This window comes from Alteromonas sp. 1_MG-2023 (assembly GCF_030547075.1).
Classification (GTDB): domain Bacteria; phylum Pseudomonadota; class Gammaproteobacteria; order Enterobacterales; family Alteromonadaceae; genus Alteromonas.
In genome coordinates this window covers 1-21,130 of sequence record NZ_JAUOQH010000026.1, presented here as the reverse complement: position 1 = coordinate 21,130, position 21,130 = coordinate 1, and the positions used below count along the sequence as shown (strand labels likewise).

General features: G+C 44.7%; 15 protein-coding genes and 1 tRNA gene. 15 read left to right on the top strand and 1 reads right to left on the bottom strand.

Going from position 1 to position 21,130, the window contains the following annotated elements; all coding sequences use genetic code 11:
* Nucleotides 1-161 precede the first annotated feature (161 nt).
* Complete coding sequence (locus Q4561_RS18960) at nucleotides 162-2,222, bottom strand: M13 family metallopeptidase (RefSeq protein WP_303462814.1); 2,061 nt, start codon at nucleotides 2,220-2,222, stop codon at nucleotides 162-164.
* 249 nt (nucleotides 2,223-2,471) lie between these two features.
* On the opposite strand from Q4561_RS18960, the gene Q4561_RS18955 reads away from it, so the two are divergent.
* From Q4561_RS18955 to Q4561_RS18885, 15 genes are all read left to right on the top strand, one after another.
* Nucleotides 2,472-3,086, top strand: coding sequence for an RraA family protein (locus tag Q4561_RS18955; protein WP_303462813.1), 615 nt, complete (start codon nucleotides 2,472-2,474; stop codon nucleotides 3,084-3,086).
* Nucleotides 3,087-3,174: 88 nt separating this feature from the next.
* On the top strand, nucleotides 3,175-5,016 hold the full coding sequence (locus Q4561_RS18950; RefSeq protein WP_303462812.1) for an ABC transporter ATP-binding protein: 1,842 nt from the start codon (nucleotides 3,175-3,177) through the stop codon (nucleotides 5,014-5,016).
* A gap of 154 nt (nucleotides 5,017-5,170) precedes the next feature.
* Nucleotides 5,171-5,247: transfer RNA gene (locus Q4561_RS18945), tRNA-Trp, on the top strand.
* A 58-nt stretch (nucleotides 5,248-5,305) separates the two neighbouring features.
* Nucleotides 5,306-5,683 carry a preprotein translocase subunit SecE gene (secE, locus tag Q4561_RS18940; protein WP_303462811.1) on the top strand — a complete coding sequence of 126 codons (378 nt, stop codon included), beginning with the start codon at nucleotides 5,306-5,308 and terminating at the stop codon, nucleotides 5,681-5,683.
* A 3-nt stretch (nucleotides 5,684-5,686) separates the two neighbouring features.
* Entirely contained in the window at nucleotides 5,687-6,235 is a 549-nt protein-coding gene (nusG, locus tag Q4561_RS18935) for a transcription termination/antitermination protein NusG (RefSeq protein ID WP_303462810.1), read from the top strand.
* Nucleotides 6,236-6,449: 214 nt separating this feature from the next.
* Nucleotides 6,450-6,878, top strand: coding sequence for a 50S ribosomal protein L11 (rplK, locus tag Q4561_RS18930; RefSeq protein WP_013786332.1), 429 nt, complete (start codon nucleotides 6,450-6,452; stop codon nucleotides 6,876-6,878).
* Nucleotides 6,879-6,882: 4 nt separating this feature from the next.
* Nucleotides 6,883-7,578, top strand: coding sequence for a 50S ribosomal protein L1 (gene rplA / locus Q4561_RS18925; RefSeq protein WP_013786331.1), 696 nt, complete (start codon nucleotides 6,883-6,885; stop codon nucleotides 7,576-7,578).
* Between the two features lie 302 nt (nucleotides 7,579-7,880).
* Complete coding sequence (gene rplJ / locus Q4561_RS18920; RefSeq protein WP_013786330.1) at nucleotides 7,881-8,399, top strand: 50S ribosomal protein L10; 519 nt, start codon at nucleotides 7,881-7,883, stop codon at nucleotides 8,397-8,399.
* A gap of 59 nt (nucleotides 8,400-8,458) precedes the next feature.
* Nucleotides 8,459-8,833, top strand: a complete 375-nt coding sequence (gene rplL / locus Q4561_RS18915; protein WP_013786329.1) for a 50S ribosomal protein L7/L12 — start codon at nucleotides 8,459-8,461, stop codon at nucleotides 8,831-8,833.
* Nucleotides 8,834-9,155: 322 nt separating this feature from the next.
* Nucleotides 9,156-13,184, top strand: a complete 4,029-nt coding sequence (gene rpoB, locus Q4561_RS18910; protein WP_303462841.1) for a DNA-directed RNA polymerase subunit beta — start codon at nucleotides 9,156-9,158, stop codon at nucleotides 13,182-13,184.
* 81 nt (nucleotides 13,185-13,265) lie between these two features.
* Complete coding sequence (rpoC, locus tag Q4561_RS18905; protein ID WP_303462809.1) at nucleotides 13,266-17,432, top strand: DNA-directed RNA polymerase subunit beta'; 4,167 nt, start codon at nucleotides 13,266-13,268, stop codon at nucleotides 17,430-17,432.
* A 307-nt stretch (nucleotides 17,433-17,739) separates the two neighbouring features.
* Nucleotides 17,740-18,114 (top strand): 30S ribosomal protein S12, encoded by a 375-nt coding sequence (gene rpsL / locus Q4561_RS18900; RefSeq protein ID WP_013786326.1) that lies wholly within the window; start codon nucleotides 17,740-17,742, stop codon nucleotides 18,112-18,114.
* 74 nt (nucleotides 18,115-18,188) lie between these two features.
* Nucleotides 18,189-18,659 (top strand): 30S ribosomal protein S7, encoded by a 471-nt coding sequence (gene rpsG / locus Q4561_RS18895; RefSeq protein ID WP_013786325.1) that lies wholly within the window; start codon nucleotides 18,189-18,191, stop codon nucleotides 18,657-18,659.
* 27 nt (nucleotides 18,660-18,686) lie between these two features.
* Nucleotides 18,687-20,792, top strand: coding sequence for an elongation factor G (gene fusA, locus Q4561_RS18890; protein ID WP_057795666.1), 2,106 nt, complete (start codon nucleotides 18,687-18,689; stop codon nucleotides 20,790-20,792).
* Nucleotides 20,793-20,855: 63 nt separating this feature from the next.
* Nucleotides 20,856-21,130: GTP-binding protein (locus tag Q4561_RS18885; RefSeq protein WP_263285996.1), on the top strand; the 275-nt coding region annotated here is incomplete at its 3' end.

Sequence of the window (21,130 nt, the reverse complement as noted above, 5' to 3'; positions counted from 1 at the left end):
GAAGCGGGCAAGGCTAAAACGCTGACCCTTCGGTTTGAGCCAATACACTAAACATTGTAATACTGAATAGATAAAAATAAGGCGACATGCTCACACATGTCGCCTTTTTGTTCGTATTGCTTTTATTGAGGGGGTTTATTTACGCCCTCTCATAAACAGTACTACCAGATTTTTACGCGCTGCTCTGGTGGTAAATACAAATCGTTTTCCTCAGTTACATCAAACGCTTCGTAGAATTCAGGCACGTTGCGCAGTGCGCCGTTGGTACGGAATTTCGTTGGTGAGTGAGTATCAGTTTGAATTTGGCTTCGCAGCGCTTCATCACGATATTTGCTTGCCCATACTTGGCCATAACCAATGAATACACGCTGATTACCAGTGTAACCGTCAATCACAGGCGCTTCTTCTCCGTCTAAGGTTAAGTGATAAGCTTTAAGCGCAATGCTAATACCGCCCAAATCGCCAATGTTTTCCCCAAGGGTGTATTCGCCGTTCACGAATAGTTCTGGCAGAGCTTCAAACTCGTTGAATTGGTCGATAAGTGTTGCAGTGCGTGCTTCAAACTCAGCACGGTCTGAGTCGGTCCACCAATTGCGAAGTACGCCATCGCCATCAAAAGTAGAGCCTGAATCATCAAAACCATGGCCAATTTCATGACCAATAACCGCCCCAATACCACCATAGTTCACCGCATCTTCTGCACTCATGTCGAAGAACGGAGGCTGTAATATAGCGGCAGGGAATACAATTTCATTCGCCGTTGGGTTGTAGTAGGCATTAACCGTTTGAGGTGTCATCGACCACTCGTGCTTCCAAACAGGGCCGCCCTGCTTTTTAAGCATTTCATCGTAGGCAACATCAGCAGAGCGTTTTAAGTTGCCAAATAAATCACTGCCCTTTACCACCAACTGAGAATAGTCTTTCCATGTATCTGGGTAACCAATCTTAACCGTAAACTTAGACAACTTGTCTAGCGCCTGCTCACGCGTTTCATCTGTCATCCAATCGAGCTTTTCAATACTGTCTTTGTAGGCCAGTAAAAGATTACTGACCATTTCGGTCATGCGCTCTTTCGCTTCAGGCGGGAAGTATTGTTTCACGTATACTTTACCGATAACTTCGCCTACATGGGCATTAGAAAGGCTAACCGCTCTGCGCCAGCGCGGTTCAGGCTCTTCAACACCACGTAATGTTTTGCTGTAAAAATTAAAGTTAGCGGTATCGAAATCTTCACTTAAACGACTGGCTGAGGCATTAAGTAAGCCCCATTTTAGAAACACTTTCCAATCTTCAAGAGAGGTTTCAGTAATGAAGGTATCCATTTGCTTCATGAAATCAGTCTGTAGAAATACAACACTGTCTACATCGTCTAATTCCATTTCTTTAAGGAATAACTCCCAAGGGAAGTTAGCCATGTGAGTGCTTAATTCTGACACAGGCACTTTATTGTAGTTAGCCGCCCAATTACGCACTTCCTCTTTCTTCATATGAAGTTCGGCAATACGGCTTTCCATATCAAACAGCATTTGTGCATTATCTGAAGGCGCTTCAAATTCAGCTAGCGTGAACATAGTTTCAATGTGTTTTACATACGCATCGCGAATTTCTTGTGATTTGGTGTCGTCTTTAAAATAGTAGTCTCGCTCGGGCAGGCCAAGGCCAGACTGCCAGGTATAAATCATATAAGATTCAGGCGATTTGAAATCTGCGTTTTGACCAATATTAAATGGAGACGCATAACCGTAACGATTCGCATAAGCGAAGTAGGCGGCTAATTCATCATAACTAGATATGCTTTCAATTTTTTCAATGTCGGCATTAATTGGGCTTATACCCAACTCATTAAGCTTGTCGGTATTCATGTAGGCACGATAAAAGTCACCCACTTTCTGCTCGTCGGTACCATCGGCAAAATCGCCTTCGGCAGAACTCTTGATGATTTTCATCACGTGATCTTGAGACTCGTCACGTAGAATAGTGAAAGCACCATAACTTGATTTGTCAGCGGGGATCTCAAGGTTATCAACCCAAGTACCATTTACGTATTGAAAGAAATCATTGCCAGGGTCGACAGTTAAATCCATGTTTTCTTTAATAACACCCGACTTTAACTCTTGCTGCTGAGTAGCGGCAGTAGGCGCTTGGGGTTCGGTTTGTGAATTTTGTGGGCTACATGCACTAAGTGCTAATGCCACACTTAAGCTAACTACGCTTTTTATCATGGATTGTTATTCCTATTTTTTATACGCTTGTTTATGAACCAAGTCGTTATTAAATTATGCCGTTAAGTACGAAATCTATTTTGATAAAGACAGTATTCTCTTAGGGTAATTATTATCACGCCCCTCACATTAGAAAAAGCACTTATAGTGAAAATACATAGCTTGTAACAACTTCTGTGCGTAATTTCGATATATTGGGCCTTTATGGCAATACTGGTTTGCACTTCTCTCAACGCATAAGGAATTACAATGACCCCATTCGATACTGTATCACCCTGCGAATATGCTGATGCACTGCCACGAGAGCAGTTTATGGACTACAGCATTAAGCCATTGTGGCAACCTATGCCACGTATTGCAGGCCCAGCATTCACGGTAAAATGTGAAGCGGGCGATCATCTTATGCTTCACGCAGCTATTTATCGTGCTAAGCCTGGCGACATCATTGTGGTAGAGGCCGATGATAAATTTGCTGTGGCGGGGGGAAATGTTTGTGCAATTGCACAGTCTCGTGGCATCAAAGGGTTTGTTATCGACGGCGTTATTAGAGACTTAGCGGAAACAAGAGAAAATCAATTTCCTGTCTTTGCCCGTGGTGTCATCCCTATACCCGGAGCCAAAAAAAGTATATCTCCGCTAAATCAGCCTATTCAATGTGGCGGTGTTACGGTGAATGCAGGTGACATTATTGTGGCCGATGAAGAAGGTATTGCGGTAATACCACAGGCTCAAGCACAAGAGGCGTTTGATATTGCGTTTGCACGGGGCGAAAAAGACGCAGCGACGAACCTTCAACAGTGGCAAGCACAACATAACGAAAAGGTAGAGAGCATTCTGACAAACTTAGGCTTTAAGGAAGAGTAAGCCCATGTTTTAAACCCTCGTGTTGAAGATATCGTGTAGAATTACGTAATTAAACGCAGTTGATGTAGAACGACACGAGTTATGTTGCATGTTTTCATTTTTTGAACGATTAACACAGCCTTTCCCTAAAGCCCCACCAGGGCAACCTCCAACAGGTATTGTGGCCTTTTGTAAGTACTACACGCAAGGTATGTGGGGTGTTATCGCCACCGTCTCTATTTTAAGTGCCATTGTGGCGGTACTTGAAGTGGCGCTTTTCGGCTTTCTAGGTCAGTTAGTCGATTGGTTTTCAGAACAAAACCGCGAAACTTTTTTAGCAGAACAAAAATGGACCTTAATTGGCATGGCGGTCACCGTGCTAGTGCTCATTCCAGGTTTTATATTATTGCGTTCACTGTTTTCACGTCAGTCGCTGATGGGAAATTTCCCTATGCGTATTCGCTGGCAAGCGCATCGGTATTTACTCGGGCAAAGTTTAACCTTTTTTCACGATGAATTTGCAGGTCGCGTAGCAACTAAAGTAATGCAAACCGCGCTATCAGTGCGCGAAACCGTAACAAAGGTCCTCGATTTACTGGTGTATATCAGCGTTTACTTTATTTCCATGGTGGTATTGGTATTTAGTACCGATTGGCGATTAGCTGTGCCGCTTGTGGTGTGGTTCTTCGTGTACATGTTTATCTTGCGCATGCTGGTACCAAAACTTAAAGAGGTATCGCAAAAACAAGCTGACGCTAGGTCTATGATGACGGGGCGAATAGTTGATAGTTACACCAATATCACAACGGTAAAGTTATTTTCCCACAGCCGCCGAGAAGCGGATTATGCCAAAGAAAGTATGGATGGTTTTCTAAAAACCGTTTACCCACAAATGCGTTTAGTCACCGTATTAGAGTTTTGCGTAGAAATGTCGAATGCCATATTAGTGTTCACGATTGGCGCGTTGTCTGTGTACTTATGGATGGAAAACTTGGCTACACCGGGCGATATTGCCATTGCTATTAGTTTATCTCTTCGCTTAAACGGTATGTCACACTGGATAATGTGGGAGGTATCAGGTTTATTTGAAAACTTAGGAACAGTGCAAGACGGCATGAATACCTTAGCGCAGCCTGTTGCAGTTAAAGATACACCTAAAGCCACCGCATTGAGTGTGCAAGGCGGCGGTATCAAGTTTGATAAGGTACATTTCGCTTACGCAGGTGCTGATAACCAACCCATTGATGTATTTTCTAACTTAGAACTCGCCATTCATCCCGGGGAAAAAGTGGGCTTGGTAGGGCGTTCAGGTTCAGGTAAGTCTACGTTAGTTAATTTGCTGATGCGATTTTACGACACTCAATCGGGGCGTATTGTCATTGATGGGCAAGATATCACCCAAGTAGGCCAAGAAACCCTGCGGGCTAAAATTAGCATGGTGACCCAAGATACATCGCTAATGCATAGGTCAGTGCGTGACAACATTCTTTACGGGCGTACTAATGCCAGCGAAGAAGAAATGATAAACGCAGCCAAGTTGTCAGAAGCGCATGAATTTATTCTTACCCTTACAGATAGTCAGGGTAGAACGGGCTACGATGCTCATGTGGGTGAGCGTGGCGTGAAGTTATCTGGCGGGCAACGTCAACGTATTGCGATAGCACGTGTGCTATTAAAAGACGCACCAGTATTAATTTTAGATGAAGCTACATCGGCGTTAGATTCAGAAGCGGAAGCGGCTATACAAACTAGCCTTGATAAAGTCATGGAAGGCAAAACCGTACTGGCCATTGCCCACCGTTTATCAACCATAGCGCAAATGGATAGGCTATTAGTGTTAGAGAGAGGTCAGATAGTAGAGCAGGGCACTCATGCTGAACTGATTGCACACAATAGTATTTACGCCAAATTGTGGGCACATCAAACAGGTGGGTTTATTGGAGTAGAGTAGTATTGTGTTTAAATAACTAGAATAACAAAAAACCTTGTGCCGCTAGTTATCTTGAGTATAATACGCCTCCCTCCCTTGCGATACCGCACTTTCCATTGAAATGACGCTGAATTCCCAAGGGTAGTGTAAGTAAAATTTGTGAGTTAGACACCACAGGGGTGTAGTTCGAATTGGTAGAACAGCGGTCTCCAAAACCGATGGTTGGGGGTTCGAGTCCCTCCACCCCTGCCAAATTACAAGTTCGCGTATTAACGCGAGCAAAACGACGCTGTAGTGCTAGGATCGTGACATGAGCGAAAAGACGGAAAATCAGTCCAATGCATTGGACATGTTTAAATGGGTAGTGGTATTTGCCCTACTTGCTGGATTGGTTACGGCCAACACAGTGTTCGGTGAAATTTCAGTATTATACCGTGCTGTTACAGCAGTAGTTGTGGTAGTTATTGCTGGCTTCATCGCAGCATCTACGGTTAAAGGCAGCACTTTCCTTAGCTTTGCTAAAGAATCGCGTACTGAAGTTCGCAAAGTAGTATGGCCGACCCGTCAAGAAGCAAACCAAACTACTATCATCGTACTTGCGGCAACGTTGGTAATGGCATTAATCCTTTGGGGTTTAGATGGCATTATCGTTCGTGTTGTGGGCTTTATCACTGGAATAGGAGCATAACGTATGTCTGAAGAAGAAGTTAAAAAAAGATGGTACGTAGTACAAGCTTATTCTCAGTATGAAGGTCGCGTTCAAAAGACATTGCTTGAATACATTAAAATGCACAGCATGGAAGATCACTTCGGTCAGATTCTTGTTCCTACCGAAGAAGTTGTTGAAATGCGTGCTGGCCAAAAGCGCAAATCTGAGCGTAAGTTCTACCCAGGTTATGTATTGGTAGAAATGGCAATGAACGAAGAATCTTGGCATTTAGTGAAAAGCGTTCCTCGTGTACTTGGCTTCATCGGTGGTACTTCTGATCGCCCAATGCCAATTACCCAAAAAGAAGCAGACGCAATTCTTAACCGTCTTGAAGAGTCAGTTGATAAGCCTAAGCCGAAGACATTGTTCGAGCCAGGCGAAGTGGTTCGCGTTACAGACGGTCCATTTGCAGACTTCAACGGCGTGGTAGAAGAAGTAGACTACGAAAAGAGCCGCGTAAAAGTGTCGGTACTTATCTTCGGTCGTTCTACACCAGTAGACCTAGAGTTTGGACAAGTAGAAAAAGGCTAAGCCTCTTTCTGGTTGTTATATAAGTTTGAAAAAACCTGCTTCGGCAGGTTTTTTGTTTATTTAGCCTTAAGAACGTTTTTTAGGCACATTTATACTTGCATACCATTTGAACACCTTATATAATGCGCGCCCTTTTAAACGGAAACGGGAAGCCGATTGAGCAGGTAATCTCTGTACTTGCAAGGCGCTATACCCAAACAAGAGAGCATTTAAAATGGCTAAAAAAGTAAGCGGTATTATTAAGCTTCAGGTTGCAGCAGGCGCTGCTAACCCAAGTCCACCAGTTGGTCCTGCATTAGGTCAACACGGTGTGAACATCATGGAATTCTGTAAAGCGTTTAACGCAAAAACAGACAGCCTTGAGAAAGGTGCTCCGGTACCTGTAGAAATTACGGTTTATGAAGATCGTTCTTTCACATTCGAAACTAAGACTCCTCCTGCGTCTTACCTGCTTAAGAAAGCAGCGGGCATCAAGAGCGGTTCTGGCCGTCCTAACACTGAAAAAGTGGGTACTGTTACTCGCGCTCAGTTGGAAGAAATTGCCAAAACTAAAGAACCAGACTTAACTGCAGCTGACCTAGATGCAGCGGTTCGCACTATCGCGGGTTCTGCTCGCTCAATGGGCTTGAACGTAGAGGACTAATCGAATGGCTAAATTATCTAAACGCGCTCGCATTATCCGCGAAAAAACAGACGCGACTAAAGAATACGAAATCAACGAAGCAGTTGCTTTGCTTAAAGAATTAGCTACAGCTAAATTCGCTGAAAGCGTTGATGTTGCAGTAAACCTTGGTATCGACGCTAAGAAATCTGACCAAAACGTTCGTGGTGCAACTGTACTACCTAACGGTACTGGTAAAGACGTTCGCGTTGCAGTATTTACTCAAGGCGCAAACGCTGAAGCAGCTAAAGAAGCTGGTGCTGACATCGTTGGTATGGAAGACCTTGCTGAGCAAGTGAAGAAAGGCGAAATGAACTTTGACGTTGTTGTTGCCAGCCCAGACGCTATGCGTGTTGTTGGTCAACTAGGTCAAATCTTAGGTCCACGTGGCCTAATGCCTAACCCTAAAACGGGTACAGTAACGCCAGACGTTGCTACTGCTGTTAAGAACGCTAAAGCTGGTCAGGTTCGCTACCGTAACGATAAGAACGGTATCATCCATGCTAGCATTGGTAAGATTGCGTTCGAAACAAACCAAATTCAAGAGAACCTTGAAGCATTACTAGAAGCATTGAAGAAAGCTAAGCCTTCTTCTGCTAAAGGTACTTATATCCAGAAGATCAGCCTAAGCACCACTATGGGCGCTGGCGTATCTCTAGATAAAGCTTCAGTAGGTCTTTAATAGCCTGCCGGGGCAACTCGGTTTCTCTGTAAAGGTAATGGGTTGGAGTCGTCAATACAGCAGTGCTGATTGGCAACTCCCGTCCAAGACCGCAGGTGCGATGTGGTGATAGAGGTAAGAGAACTTTCACATTAAACATATCGCTTAATAGAACAACCTGCGCAGACGGTGGTTTGACTCAGACTCTCTGGGGTAACAAACACCGTAGAGCGGTATCATCAATTATGTTGATATCAATCTGTGAACCCTGATGGCGTAAACAGGTAACTGTATACAAAGTCAGATACAAAGAGGTGAACTCAGTGGCACTAGGTTTAGCAGCAAAAAAAGAGATCGTAGCAGAAGTTTCTGAAGTTGCGTCTCGCGCTCTATCCGTTGCCGTCGCTGAATACCGTGGGATGGAAGTTGCAGAACTGACTGACCTTCGCGTAAAAGCTCGTGAGCAAGGCGTATACCTTAAGGTTATACGCAACACTCTAGCTAAGCGTGCATTGGCAGACAGTAAATTTGCAGACTTAGATAGCGCCCTTACTGGTCCTCTTATCTACGGCTTCTCAGTTGAGGCACCTGGTGGTGCAGCACGTCTTTTTAAAGACTTTGCGAAGCAAAACGATAAGTTGAACGTAACAGCTCTATCTATTGGTAGTGGTCTTCTTGGTCCAGATAAATTGGACGCAGTTGCTTCACTTCCTACTCGCGACGAAGCGCTTGCAAAACTTCTTGCAACCTTCAAAGCACCGGTTGGGAAATTCGTTCGTACTATCAACGAAGTACCTACCAAGTTTGTGCGCGTATTGGCGGCGATCAAAGACGAGAAGTAATTCCCGTTTTTGGCATATTGATTTTTTTAACATTTTAAAAACCCAGGAGTTTAGACCACATGGCTCTAACTAAAGAAGATATCTTAAACGCGATTGCTGAAATGCCAGTTATGGAATTGGTTGAGCTAATCGAAGCAGCTGAAGAAAAATTCGGTGTTGACGCATCTGCAGCAGTAGCTGTAGCTGGTCCAGCAGCGGGCGAAGCAGCAGCAGTTGAAGAAAAGACTGAGTTTGACGTTGTAATGACTTCATTCGGCGCAAACAAAGTTGCAGTAATCAAAGCAGTTCGCGCAGCGACTGGCCTAGGTCTTAAAGAAGCTAAAGAAGTAGTTGAATCTGCTCCTAAAGCTATCAAAGAAGGCGTAAGCAAAGAAGAAGCTGAAGAACTTAAAGCACAGCTAACTGAAGCTGGTGCTGAAGTTGAAGTTAAGTAATCTATTTGTTTAGATTATTTGCCTGAGACGGCAAGGCTGGTGGTTTTTTAAACCACCAGCCTTTTTGCGCTGTACAGTGTGTAGATTCTAACCCTTGACTACACTACTATATGCGCACTTCGGAAATTTCACATAAAAGCATAAAACCAACAAGTTAACTAATAATTGGTTAAATTTTGTTGTATGCTGTGGAATTGCCCCGAAAAAGGGTTGTGGAAGTTTGTTGCTTATGCGCAATTCAACACGAAGCTCATAGCTTGAAGCACTCGTCGCGATGCATAATGCAGCAGGTTGGGTCATAAATCAGCAGGCTGAGGAACCCATGGTTTACTCTTATAGCGAAAAGAAACGTATCCGTAAGGATTTTGGCAAACGCCCACAGGTATTGGAAATTCCATACCTTCTTTCAATTCAGCTTGATTCTTTCAAAAAGTTTATTGAGATCGACGCCGATGCTCAATACGGCTTGGAAGCAGCATTTCGTTCCGTTTTTCCGATAAAAAGCTACTCAGGTAACTCGGAGCTTCAATATGTTAGCTACCGTTTGGGAGAGCCAGTATTCGACGTTAAAGAATGTCAAATTCGTGGCGTCACATTCTCTGCTCCATTAAGAGTAAAACTACGGTTAGTATTGTTTGATAAAGACGCTGCGCCAGGTACCGTAAAAGACATTAAAGAACAAGAAGTGTACATGGGCGAAATCCCATTGATGACTCAGAACGGTACGTTCGTTATCAATGGTACAGAGCGTGTTATCGTGTCACAACTACACCGTTCACCTGGTGTGTTCTTCGATCACGATAAAGGCAAAACTCACTCGTCAGGAAAAGTGCTTTATAATGCACGTGTAATTCCTTACCGTGGTTCTTGGCTTGATTTCGAGTTCGATCCAAAAGATAACCTGTTTGTTCGTATTGACCGTCGTCGTAAGTTGCCAGCAACAATCATCTTACGCGCGCTTGAAATGACATCAGAAGAAATTTTGGATACGTTCTTCGAGAAAGTCAGTGTACGTATCGATAAAGACAAGTTAATGATGGAAGTGGTGCCTGATCGTCTTCGTGGCGAAACAGCAGCATTTGATATCATTGATGGTGAAGGTAATGTTGTTGTTGAAAACGGTCGTCGTGTATCTGCACGTCATACCCGTGCGCTTGAAAAAGCCGGTTTAACTGAACTTGAAGTTCCAGCAGATTACCTAATTGGTCGCGTATTCGCGGCAACATACGTAAATGAAGATACTGGCGAAGTTATCGCTAGCGCTAACGATGAGTTAACGCTTGAGAACTTAGCGGCGCTAAGCCAAGCTGGTATTAAAGAGTTCGAAACGCTGTACATTAATGAATTGGACCACGGTTCATACATTTCTGACACTTTGCGTATCGACTCTTCAACAAACCGTTTAGAAGCGCTTGTTGAAATTTACCGTATGATGCGTCCTGGTGAACCACCAACAAAAGATGCAGCAGAAACCTTATTCCAAAACCTTTTCTTCTCAGATGAGCGTTATGATCTATCTTCTGTAGGTCGTATGAAGTTCAACCGCCGTTTAGGCCGTGAAGAATTGATTGGTTCAGGCACCCTAGATAAAGAAGATATTGTTTCAGTAATGAAGCAACTTATCGAGATTCGTGACGGTAAAGACGAAGTGGACGATATTGACCACTTGGGTAACCGCCGCATCCGTTCTGTGGGTGAAATGGCTGAAAACCAATTCCGTGTTGGTTTAGTACGTGTTGAGCGTGCTGTTAAAGAGCGTCTAAGCTTAGGCGACCTTGATAGCATAATGCCGCAAGACCTTATTAACGCTAAGCCTATCTCGGCTGCGGTTAAAGAGTTCTTCGGTTCATCACAGCTTTCTCAGTTCATGGACCAAAACAACCCGTTATCAGAAGTAACGCATAAGCGTCGTATTTCTGCATTAGGCCCGGGTGGTCTTACGCGTGAGCGTGCAGGCTTCGAAGTACGTGACGTACACCCTACGCACTACGGTCGTCTGTGTCCTATCGAGACTCCTGAAGGACCAAACATCGGTTTGATCAACTCATTGGCGAGTTTCGCACGCACCAATGACTTTGGTTTCCTTGAAACGCCGTTCCGTCGCATTGTTGATGGTGTGGTAAGTGAAGAAATCGATTACTTGTCTGCAATTGAAGAAGGTCAATTCGCAATTGCACAGGCAAACATTGTTTTAACCGCAAACGGTGAGCTAGTAGACGACCTTATTCCATGTCGTCACCGTGGTGAAACCACCTTGATGCCGAAAGAAGACATCAAGTACATGGACGTTTCTCCACAGCAAATCGTTTCAATCGCTGCGAGTATCATTCCGTTCCTAGAACACGATGATGCTAACCGCGCATTGATGGGTGCGAACATGCAACGTCAGGCTGTACCTACATTGCGTGCTGACAAGCCGCTTGTTGGTACCGGTATGGAAAGAACCATAGCTGTTGACTCAGGTGTTACTGTAGTTGCTAAGCGTGGTGGTAGAGTTGACTATGTTGACGCTAGCCGTATCGTTATTAAAGTAGAAGAAGATGAAATGCTTCCTGGTGAAGCAGGTATCGACATCTACAACCTGACTAAATACACACGTTCTAACCAGAACACCTGTATCAATCAGCGTCCTACTTGTAGCGTAGGCGACCCGATTGTTGCTGGCGATGTATTGGCTGACGGTCCATCTACTGACTTGGGCGACCTTGCTCTTGGTCAGAACATGCGTATCGCGTTCATGCCTTGGAACGGTTATAACTTCGAGGATTCAATCCTTATCTCTGAGCGTGTAGCTCAGGAAGACCGTTTCACCACTATCCACATTCAAGAACTAAGTTGTATTGCTCGTGATACTAAGCTTGGGCCAGAAGAAATTTCTTCTGATATTCCGAATGTTGGCGAGTCTGCACTAAGCAAGCTTGATGAATCAGGTGTTGTTTACATTGGTGCGGAAGTGAAAGGCGGCGACATTCTGGTAGGTAAAGTAACACCTAAAGGTGAAACTCAGCTTACGCCAGAAGAAAAACTATTAAGAGCAATCTTCGGTGAAAAAGCGTCTGACGTAAAAGATACGTCACTACGTGTGCCTAACTCTGTTCACGGTACGGTTATCGACGTTCAAGTCTTTACCCGTGACGGCGTAGAGAAAGACAAACGTGCGCTTGAAATTGAAGACATGCAACTTCGTCAGGTTAAGAAAGACCTTACTGACGAATTTGAAATTCTTGCAGACGGTATCTTTGCTCGTGCACAAAACGCATTACTACGCTCTGGTGTTGATCAAGCTAAGCTTGACAGCCTACCGCGTGAAAAGTGGTTTGAAATTGCATTAAACGACGAAGACGTTCAGCTTGAGATCGACCAAATTGCTGATCAGCACGCAGAAATCAAAGAAGACTTCGATAAGAAGTTTGAAACTAAGCGTCGCAAGATCACACAAGGCGATGACCTAGCACCTGGTGTCCTTAAAATTGTTAAGGTTTACCTAGCTGTTAAACGTCACATCCAGCCTGGTGATAAGATGGCCGGTCGTCACGGTAACAAAGGTGTAATTTCAACGATTCAGCCTGTGGAAGATATGCCATATGATGCTAATGGTACGCCGGTAGACATCGTATTGAACCCACTAGGTGTACCATCGCGGATGAACATCGGTCAGATCCTAGAAACACATATGGGTATGGCTGCTCACGGTCTTGGTGTGAAAATCGATCGCATGCTCAAAGAGCATGAAGAGATGCAGAAGCTTCGTAATTTCTTAAAAGAAATTTATGAGCTTGGCGAAAATCACCAAGAAGTGGACATCGATAACTTCACCGACCACGAAATTACACGTCTTGCAAACAACCTACGTAAAGGTGTTCCAATTGCAACACCTGTATTCGACGGTGCACGTGAATCTGAAATTAAGGAAATGTTGAAGTTAGCTGACATTCCTGAAAGCGGTCAGATTTCGTTGTTCGACGGTCGTACTGGTCGCGAGTTTGAGCGTCCGGTAACGGTTGGTTACATGTACATGCTGAAACTGAACCACTTGGTTGACGACAAAATGCACGCTCGTTCAACTGGTTCGTACAGCCTTGTTACACAACAGCCGCTGGGTGGTAAAGCTCAGTTCGGTGGTCAGCGCTTCGGAGAGATGGAAGTGTGGGCCCTTGAAGCTTACGGTGCAGCATATACCCTTCAGGAAATGCTTACTGTTAAGTCGGATGATGTTAACGGCCGTACTAAGATGTACAAGAACATCGTCGATGGTGACCACAGAATGGAACCTGGCATGCCAGAATCATTCAACGTATTACTTAAAGAAATCCGCTCGTTGGGTATTAACATCGAGTTGGAAGAGAAGTAACACGGCAATCGCCACGTTATGACAAGAGATGGCCCGGCGCTTGCGCCGGGTTCTAGAGACTGACTCCGCTGGGAGAGTAATGTGAAAGACTTATTAAAGTTTCTAAAGCAACAAAACAAGACCGAAGAATTCGATAATATTCGAATTGGTCTTGCTTCACCTGACATGATTCGTTCATGGTCTTTTGGTGAAGTTAAGAAGCCAGAAACAATTAACTACCGTACGTTCAAACCAGAACGTGACGGCCTGTTTTGTGCGCGTATTTTCGGACCAGTTAAAGACTACGAATGTCTTTGTGGTAAGTATAAGCGTCTGAAGCACCGTGGTGTTATCTGTGAAAAATGTGGTGTTGAAGTAACCCTAACAAAAGTACGTCGTGAGCGTATGGGTCACATTGAACTGGCAAGCCCAGTTGCACACATTTGGTTCCTTAAATCACTTCCGTCTCGTATCGGCTTAATGCTTGATATGACACTTCGTGATATCGAACGTGTACTATATTTTGAATCTTACGTAGTAACCGAGCCGGGTATGACTACCCTTGAGCGCAGCCAACTTCTTAACGAAGAAGATTACTTGGATGCACTTGAAGAGCACGGTGACGAGTTTGACGCGAAAATGGGTGCTGAAGCCGTATTTGACCTTTTAAAAGTGTTAGATGTAGATGCTGATGTAGTTTCCATGCGTGAAGAATTGCCTTCAATCAACTCTGAAACTAAACGTAAGAAAATCACTAAGCGTCTTAAGTTGCTTGAATCATTCCAACAGTCTGGCAACAAGCCAGAGTGGATGATCTTGACTGTACTTCCAGTACTTCCGCCGGATCTTCGTCCGTTAGTACCACTGGATGGCGGTCGATTTGCAACGTCTGACCTGAACGATTTATATCGTCGTGTTATCAACCGTAACAACCGTCTTAAGCGTCTTCTAGACCTTGCGGCACCTGACATTATCGTACGCAACGAAAAGCGTATGCTTCAGGAAGCGGTAGATGCATTACTAGATAACGGTCGTCGTGGCCGCGCTATCACAGGTTCAAACAAACGTCCTCTTAAATCACTTGCCGATATGATTAAAGGTAAGCAAGGTCGTTTCCGTCAGAACTTACTTGGTAAGCGTGTTGACTACTCTGGTCGTTCTGTAATTACCGTTGGTCCTACATTACGTCTTCATCAATGTGGTCTTCCTAAGAAAATGGCACTTGAGTTATTCAAGCCGTTTATCTACGGAAAACTTGAAGGTCGTGGTTTAGCAACAACTATCAAAGCCGCGAAGAAGCTGGTTGAACGTGAAGCTCCAGAGGTATGGGACGTACTAGACGACGTTATCCGTGAACACCCTGTTATGCTTAACCGTGCACCAACACTTCACCGTTTGGGTATCCAGGCATTTGAACCAACCCTAATCGAAGGTAAAGCGATTCAGCTTCACCCACTAGTATGTGCGGCCTACAACGCCGATTTCGATGGTGACCAAATGGCTGTACACGTGCCGCTGACTATTGAAGCTCAGCTTGAAGCACGTGCGTTGATGATGTCGACCAACAACATTCTGTCACCTGCAAATGGTGAGCCTATCATCGTTCCTTCACAGGACGTTGTATTGGGTCTTTATTACCTAACCCGTGACAAAGTCAACGGTGTGGGTGAGGCAATGGTATTTACCAGCCCGAATGAAGCAGAAAAAGCATACCGCACAGGTAACGCAGAACTTCACTCACGCGTTAAAGTACGTATCACTGAATACGACATTGACGAAGATGGCGTGAAGACTGAGAAAGTAACGCTAACAGATACCACTGTTGGTCGTGCGATTTTCTCACTAATGCTACCTAAAGGTTTGCCGTTTGAAATTATCAACCAGGCAATGGGCAAAAAGCAGATTTCACGTTTGCTAAACGCTTGTTACCGTACACTGGGTCTTAAAGACACAGTAATCGCTGCTGACCAAATCATGTATACCGGTTTCCACTACGCAATGATTGCGGGTGCATCTGTTGGTATCGATGACATGGTAATCCCAGCTGCGAAGAAAGATATTATCGACGCTGCAGAAGCGGAAGTTATCGAGATCCAAGAACAGTTCCAAAATGGTCTTGTAACAGCCGGTGAGCGCTACAACAAAGTTATCGATATCTGGTCAAATGCCAACGAAAAAGTTGCCAAGGCCATGATGGATAACCTTAAGACTGACATCGTAATTAACCGCGATGGCGAAGAAGAAGAGCAAACCTCATTTAACTCTGTTTATATGATGGCCGACTCGGGTGCTCGTGGTAGTGCCGCTCAGATTCGTCAGCTAGCTGGTATGCGTGGTCTGATGGCTAAGCCAGATGGCTCAATCATCGAAACGCCAATTACGGCTAACTTCCGTGAAGGTCTTAACGTACTTCAGTACTTCATCTCTACTCACGGTGCGCGTAAAGGTCTAGCTGATACAGCACTTAAGACTGCGAACTCGGGTTACCTAACTCGTCGTCTAGTAGATGTTGCACAAGATTTGGTTATTACTAACGACGACTGTGGCACCTTCGGTGGTGTTACGATGACACCGCTAATTGAAGGTGGTGATGTTGTAGAACCACTTCGTGAGCGTGTACTAGGTCGTGTAGTTGCAGAAGATGTAGTTAAACCAGGAACGACAGAAGTATTGGTTGAGCGTAATGTGTTACTAGACGAAGCGCTAGTAGACATGCTTGAAGCTAACTCTGTTGACCAAATTCAAGTACGCTCGGTTATCACCTGTGATAACGACTTCGGTGTGTGTGCAAACTGTTATGGTCGTGACCTTGCTCGCGGACATATGGTTGGAAGCGGTGAGTCTGTGGGGGTTATTGCCGCACAGTCAATCGGTGAACCAGGTACACAGCTTACCATGCGTACGTTCCACATCGGTGGTGCGGCATCACGAGCTTCTGCTGAGAACAGCGTTCAGGTTAAAACTGCGGGTAGCCTTAAGCTACACAATGAAAAATCAGTACGTAACTCAGATGGCAAAGTGGTTATTGTTTCTCGTTCAACAGAACTTACTGTTATCGATGAACAAGGTCGTGAGAAAGAGCGCTATAAAGTACCTTACGGTGCTGTACTTAGCGTGGATGACGGTGCAACTATTGCAGCTGGCGACGTTGTTGCTAACTGGGATCCGCATAGTCACCCAATCGTTACTGAACGTGCAGCTAAGATTAGCTTCGCCGACATCGACGACTCTAACACTGAGATGCAACAAGACGAACTAACTGGTCTTACGCGTATCGTAGTTAAAGATCTTGCGAAGAGTAACTCTAAAGAACCTAAACTTATCCTTGAAAGTGATGAGCATGGGTTACAAGAGATTCGTCTTCCAAGCTTTACGACAATCGAAGCGAAAGAAGGCAAAGTGGCTAACGAAGGTGACGTGTTAGCACGTATACCTCAAGAAAGCTCGAAGACACGTGATATCACGGGTGGTCTACCTCGCGTAGCCGACTTGTTTGAAGCACGTAAGCCTAAAGAGCCAGCTATCCTTGCTGAAGTTTCAGGTACTATTGGTTTCGGTAAAGAAACCAAAGGTAAGAAACGTTTGGTTATCACGCCGCCAGAGGGTGATGCATACGAAGAGATGATTCCAAAGTGGCGTCAACTTAACGTGTTTGAAGGTGAGAAAGTAGAACGTGGTGAAGTTATTGCAGATGGCCCTGAGTCACCGCATGACATCTTGCGTCTACGTGGTATCTCTGCAGTAGCAAACTACATCGTGAACGAAGTTCAGGAAGTTTACCGTCTACAGGGTGTAAAAATTAACGATAAGCACATCGAAGTTGTTATTCGTCAGATGTTGCGTAAGTGCGTTATTACCCATTCAGGTGATACTCAGTTCCTTGAAGGCGAACAAGTTGAAGTGTCTAACGTGAAAGTGACCAACCGTGAAGTTGAAAAACACGGTAAGATCCCAGCGCAGTATGAAACACAACTGCTTGGTATCACTAAAGCGTCGCTATCTACTGAGTCATTCATCTCAGCTGCATCGTTCCAAGAAACAACACGTGTTCTTACCGAAGCTGCTGTTCAAGGTAAAGAAGATGACCTTCGCGGTCTGAAAGAAAACGTAATCGTGGGTCGATTGATTCCAGCGGGTACAGGTTTCGCTTACCATGAACGTCGTGCACAAAGACGTAAAGAAGAAATCGAAGAAATGTCAGTTTCTGCTGCTGATGCAGAACAGGCACTAACCGAAGCACTTAACGCCGGTGACGACTCAGCCGAATAAGGCATGATCGTAGGAGTACGTTAACGTACTCCTAACAAATTGGCATGTTAAGCTGACAGATTGCAGTTAAATGGCTGCTTAACCTTTGTACAGCTTGACACGCCGAGCTATGATCATTAATATTCCGCGACCCGATTTTGGATGACCTCTAAAAGGCAGAAGAAAATGGGCGCGGTTTTTTGTATCAGAGCTCAGTTAATGCTGACAAGCACAGTATTAACATTGAATGAGTGACGTTAGAAAAGTCGCTTTAATGGACCCAATCAGAGTGATTGGGTTTTTGTAGTTTTTAATCAGGAGCTAGTTAATGGCAACAGTTAACCAGTTAGTCCGCAAGCCGCGCAAAAAGCCCGTTGAAAAAAGCAACGTAGCTGCATTGCAAGCTTGTCCTCAAAGACGCGGTGTATGTACTCGTGTATATACTACTACGCCTAAGAAACCAAACTCTGCACTACGTAAAGTATGTCGTGTACGTCTAACTAACGGTTTTGAAGTTTCTTCATACATCGGTGGTGAAGGTCACAACCTACAAGAGCACAGTGTAGTACTTATCCGTGGTGGTCGTGTTAAAGATCTACCAGGTGTTCGTTATCACACAGTTCGCGGTACATTAGACTGCGCAGGTGTAAACGATCGTAAGCAAGCCCGTTCTAAGTACGGTGCGAAGAAGCCTAAGTCTTAACGGTTCTCCGTTAGTAAGGCCAAACTGAAGTTTAAGAGTTTTGGGTAATTCCTGAATTCATACGGAGAATAGAAATGCCAAGAAGAAGAGTCGTAGGTCAACGTAAAATCCTACCAGAGCCAAAATTTAGCTCACAACTGCTTGCAAAATTCATGAATGTCGTAATGCTTGACGGCAAGAAGTCAGTCGCTGAAAAAATCGTTTACGGTGCGCTCGATATTGTTGCTGAAAAAACCAGCAAAGCTCACCTAGATGTATTCGAAGAAGCACTTGATAACATCCGTCCTACTGTAGAGGTTAAATCTCGTCGTGTAGGTGGTTCAACTTATCAAGTACCAGTAGAAGTTCGTCCAGTTCGTCGTAATGCCCTAGGTATGCGTTGGTTGGTAGATGCTGCTCGTAAACGTGGCGAAAAGTCTATGGCTCAACGCCTAGCTGCTGAAATGATTGATGCATCAGAAAACAAAGGTTCTGCGGTTAAGAAACGTGAAGACGTTCACCGTATGGCCGAAGCAAACAAAGCGTTTGCTCATTACCGTTGGTAATAAACGTAATATAACTGAGAGAGATGTATGCCTCGTAAGACCTCGATTGAGCGTTACCGCAATATTGGTATTGTGGCTCATGTGGACGCGGGTAAAACCACGACCACAGAGAGAGTCCTGTTTTATACAGGGTTGTCTCATAAAATCGGTGAAGTGCATGATGGTGCTGCAACCATGGACTGGATGGAACAAGAGCAGGAGCGTGGTATCACTATCACGTCCGCTGCTACTACTTGTTTCTGGTCAGGCATGGAAAAACAGTTCGATCAGCATCGTATAAATATTATAGACACGCCAGGACACGTGGACTTTACCATTGAGGTAGAACGTTCATTACGAGTTCTGGATGGGGCTGTAGTGGTTTTTTGCGGGTCTTCTGGGGTTGAACCTCAATCAGAGACAGTCTGGCGACAGGCTGACAAATATGAGGTGCCACGTCTCGTGTTCATCAATAAGATGGACCGAGCTGGCGCCGATTTTGAGCGTGTTGTGGGTCAAATCCGTAAACGCTTAGGCGCAAACTGTGTTCCTATTCAATTGAACATGGGCGCTGAAGAAGAATTCCATGGCGTTATCGATCTTATTAAGATGAAAGCCATAAACTGGAATGCCGAAGACATGGGTATGACTTTTACCTATGAAGATATTCCAGCGCAATATTTAGACAACGCACAAAAGTATCGTACAGAGATGATTGAAGCTGCTGCTGAAGCCTCTGACGAACTAATGGATAAGTATTTAGAAGGCGAAGAGCTAACTGAAGCTGAAATCCGACTTGGTTTACGTACCCGTACACTGAACAACGAAATTGTTCTCGCCACCTGTGGCAGTGCCTTCAAAAACAAAGGTGTTCAGGCAGTACTAGACGCGGTAGTAGAATACTTACCGTCACCAAGTGAAGTGAAAGCTATTACGGGTGTTTTAGACGATAAAGATGAAACTGAAGCTGAGCGTCATGCAGACGACAGCGAGCCATTCTCGGCCCTTGCATTTAAAATCGCTACCGACCCATTCGTAGGAACGCTGACTTTCTTCCGTTGTTACTCTGGCGTTGTTAATACTGGTGATACGGTATACAACCCAGTGAAAGGTAAACGCGAGCGCTTTGGACGTATAGTTCAAATGCACGCTAAAGACCGTGAAGAAATTAAAGAAGTTCGTGCAGGCGATATCGCCGCAGCCATTGGTCTTAAAGATGTGACCACAGGTGATACGCTTTGCGATCCGAATAATGTCATTACACTAGAGCGTATGGAATTTCCTGATCCGGTAATTTCTATCGCTGTAGAGCCTCGCTCTCAGGCTGACCAAGAGAAGATGGGACTCGCGCTAGGTAAGTTAGCCGCTGAAGACCCGTCATTTAAGGTTAAGACTGATGAAGAGTCTGGCCAAACGATTATCTCTGGTATGGGTGAGCTTCACCTTGATATCATTGTTGATCGTATGAAACGCGAATTTAAGGTTGAATGTAACGTAGGTAAACCTCAGGTTGCTTATCGTGAGACCATTCGCAAGAAAGTAGAAGTTGAAGGTAAATTTGTACGTCAGTCTGGCGGCCGTGGCCAATTTGGTCATGTATGGCTTCGTATTGAGCCACAAGCTGAAGAAGGCGCAGGCTACGAATTTGTTAATGACATCACCGGTGGTGTGGTACCAAAAGAGTTCATACCAGCGGTTGATAAAGGAATTCAGGAGCAGTTGCAAAGTGGTGTTGTAGCAGGGTATCCGGTACTTGATGTAAAGGTAACTTTGTTCGACGGTTCTTACCATGATGTTGACTCTTCTGAAATGGCGTTTAAGATCGCCGGCTCTATGGGTTTCAAAAAAGGCGCCGCAGAAGCAAATCCGGTGTTGCTTGAACCCATGATGAAAGTTGAAGTAACTACTCCAGAAGACTGGATGGGTGATGTGGTTGGTGACCTAAATCGTCGTCGCGGCATGATCGAAGGTATGGAAGAAGGCGTAGCAGGTATTAAAATAGTACGTGCTAAGGTGCCGCTTTCAGAAATGTTCGGGTATGCTACTGACTTGCGTTCACAAACGCAGGGTCGCGCATCATACTCTATGGAGTTCTTCAATTATTCTGAGGCGCCGAAAAATGTGGCGCAGGCTATTATTGAATCTAGAATTTAATCTAAATGAAGGTTCGGTCCGGTCCCGTATTGGGTCGGACTTTTAACTTAGGAAACGAGAAAAATGGCAAAAGAAAAGTTTGAACGTACGAAACCCCATGTAAACGTGGGTACAATCGGCCACGTTGACCACGGAAAAACTACCCTTACTGCAGCTATCACTACTGTTCTTTCAAAGACATACGGTGGTTCAGCTCAGGCTTTCGATCAAATCGATAACGCGCCTGAAGAAAAAGCTCGTGGTATCACCATCTCTACTTCACACGTAGAGTATGACACTCCTACTCGTCACTACGCTCACGTAGATTGCCCAGGACACGCTGATTACGTTAAAAACAT

Excerpts from the sequence above, each read along its gene's own strand:
- rplA (WP_013786331.1), top strand. The coding sequence starts at position 6,883 with ATGGCTAAATTATCTAAACGCGCTCGCATTATCCGCGAAAAAACAGAC.
- rpsG (WP_013786325.1), top strand. The coding sequence starts at position 18,189 with ATGCCAAGAAGAAGAGTCGTAGGTCAACGTAAAATCCTACCAGAGCCA.
- nusG (WP_303462810.1), top strand. The coding sequence starts at position 5,687 with ATGTCTGAAGAAGAAGTTAAAAAAAGATGGTACGTAGTACAAGCTTAT.
- secE (WP_303462811.1), top strand. The coding sequence starts at position 5,306 with ATGAGCGAAAAGACGGAAAATCAGTCCAATGCATTGGACATGTTTAAA.
- rplL (WP_013786329.1), top strand. The coding sequence starts at position 8,459 with ATGGCTCTAACTAAAGAAGATATCTTAAACGCGATTGCTGAAATGCCA.
- rplK (WP_013786332.1), top strand. The coding sequence starts at position 6,450 with ATGGCTAAAAAAGTAAGCGGTATTATTAAGCTTCAGGTTGCAGCAGGC.
- Q4561_RS18955 (WP_303462813.1), top strand. The coding sequence starts at position 2,472 with ATGACCCCATTCGATACTGTATCACCCTGCGAATATGCTGATGCACTG.
- rpoB (WP_303462841.1), top strand. The coding sequence starts at position 9,156 with ATGGTTTACTCTTATAGCGAAAAGAAACGTATCCGTAAGGATTTTGGC.
- rpsL (WP_013786326.1), top strand. The coding sequence starts at position 17,740 with ATGGCAACAGTTAACCAGTTAGTCCGCAAGCCGCGCAAAAAGCCCGTT.
- Q4561_RS18950 (WP_303462812.1), top strand. The coding sequence starts at position 3,175 with ATGTTTTCATTTTTTGAACGATTAACACAGCCTTTCCCTAAAGCCCCA.
- Q4561_RS18960 (WP_303462814.1), bottom strand. The coding sequence starts at position 2,222 with ATGATAAAAAGCGTAGTTAGCTTAAGTGTGGCATTAGCACTTAGTGCA.
- fusA (WP_057795666.1), top strand. The coding sequence starts at position 18,687 with ATGCCTCGTAAGACCTCGATTGAGCGTTACCGCAATATTGGTATTGTG.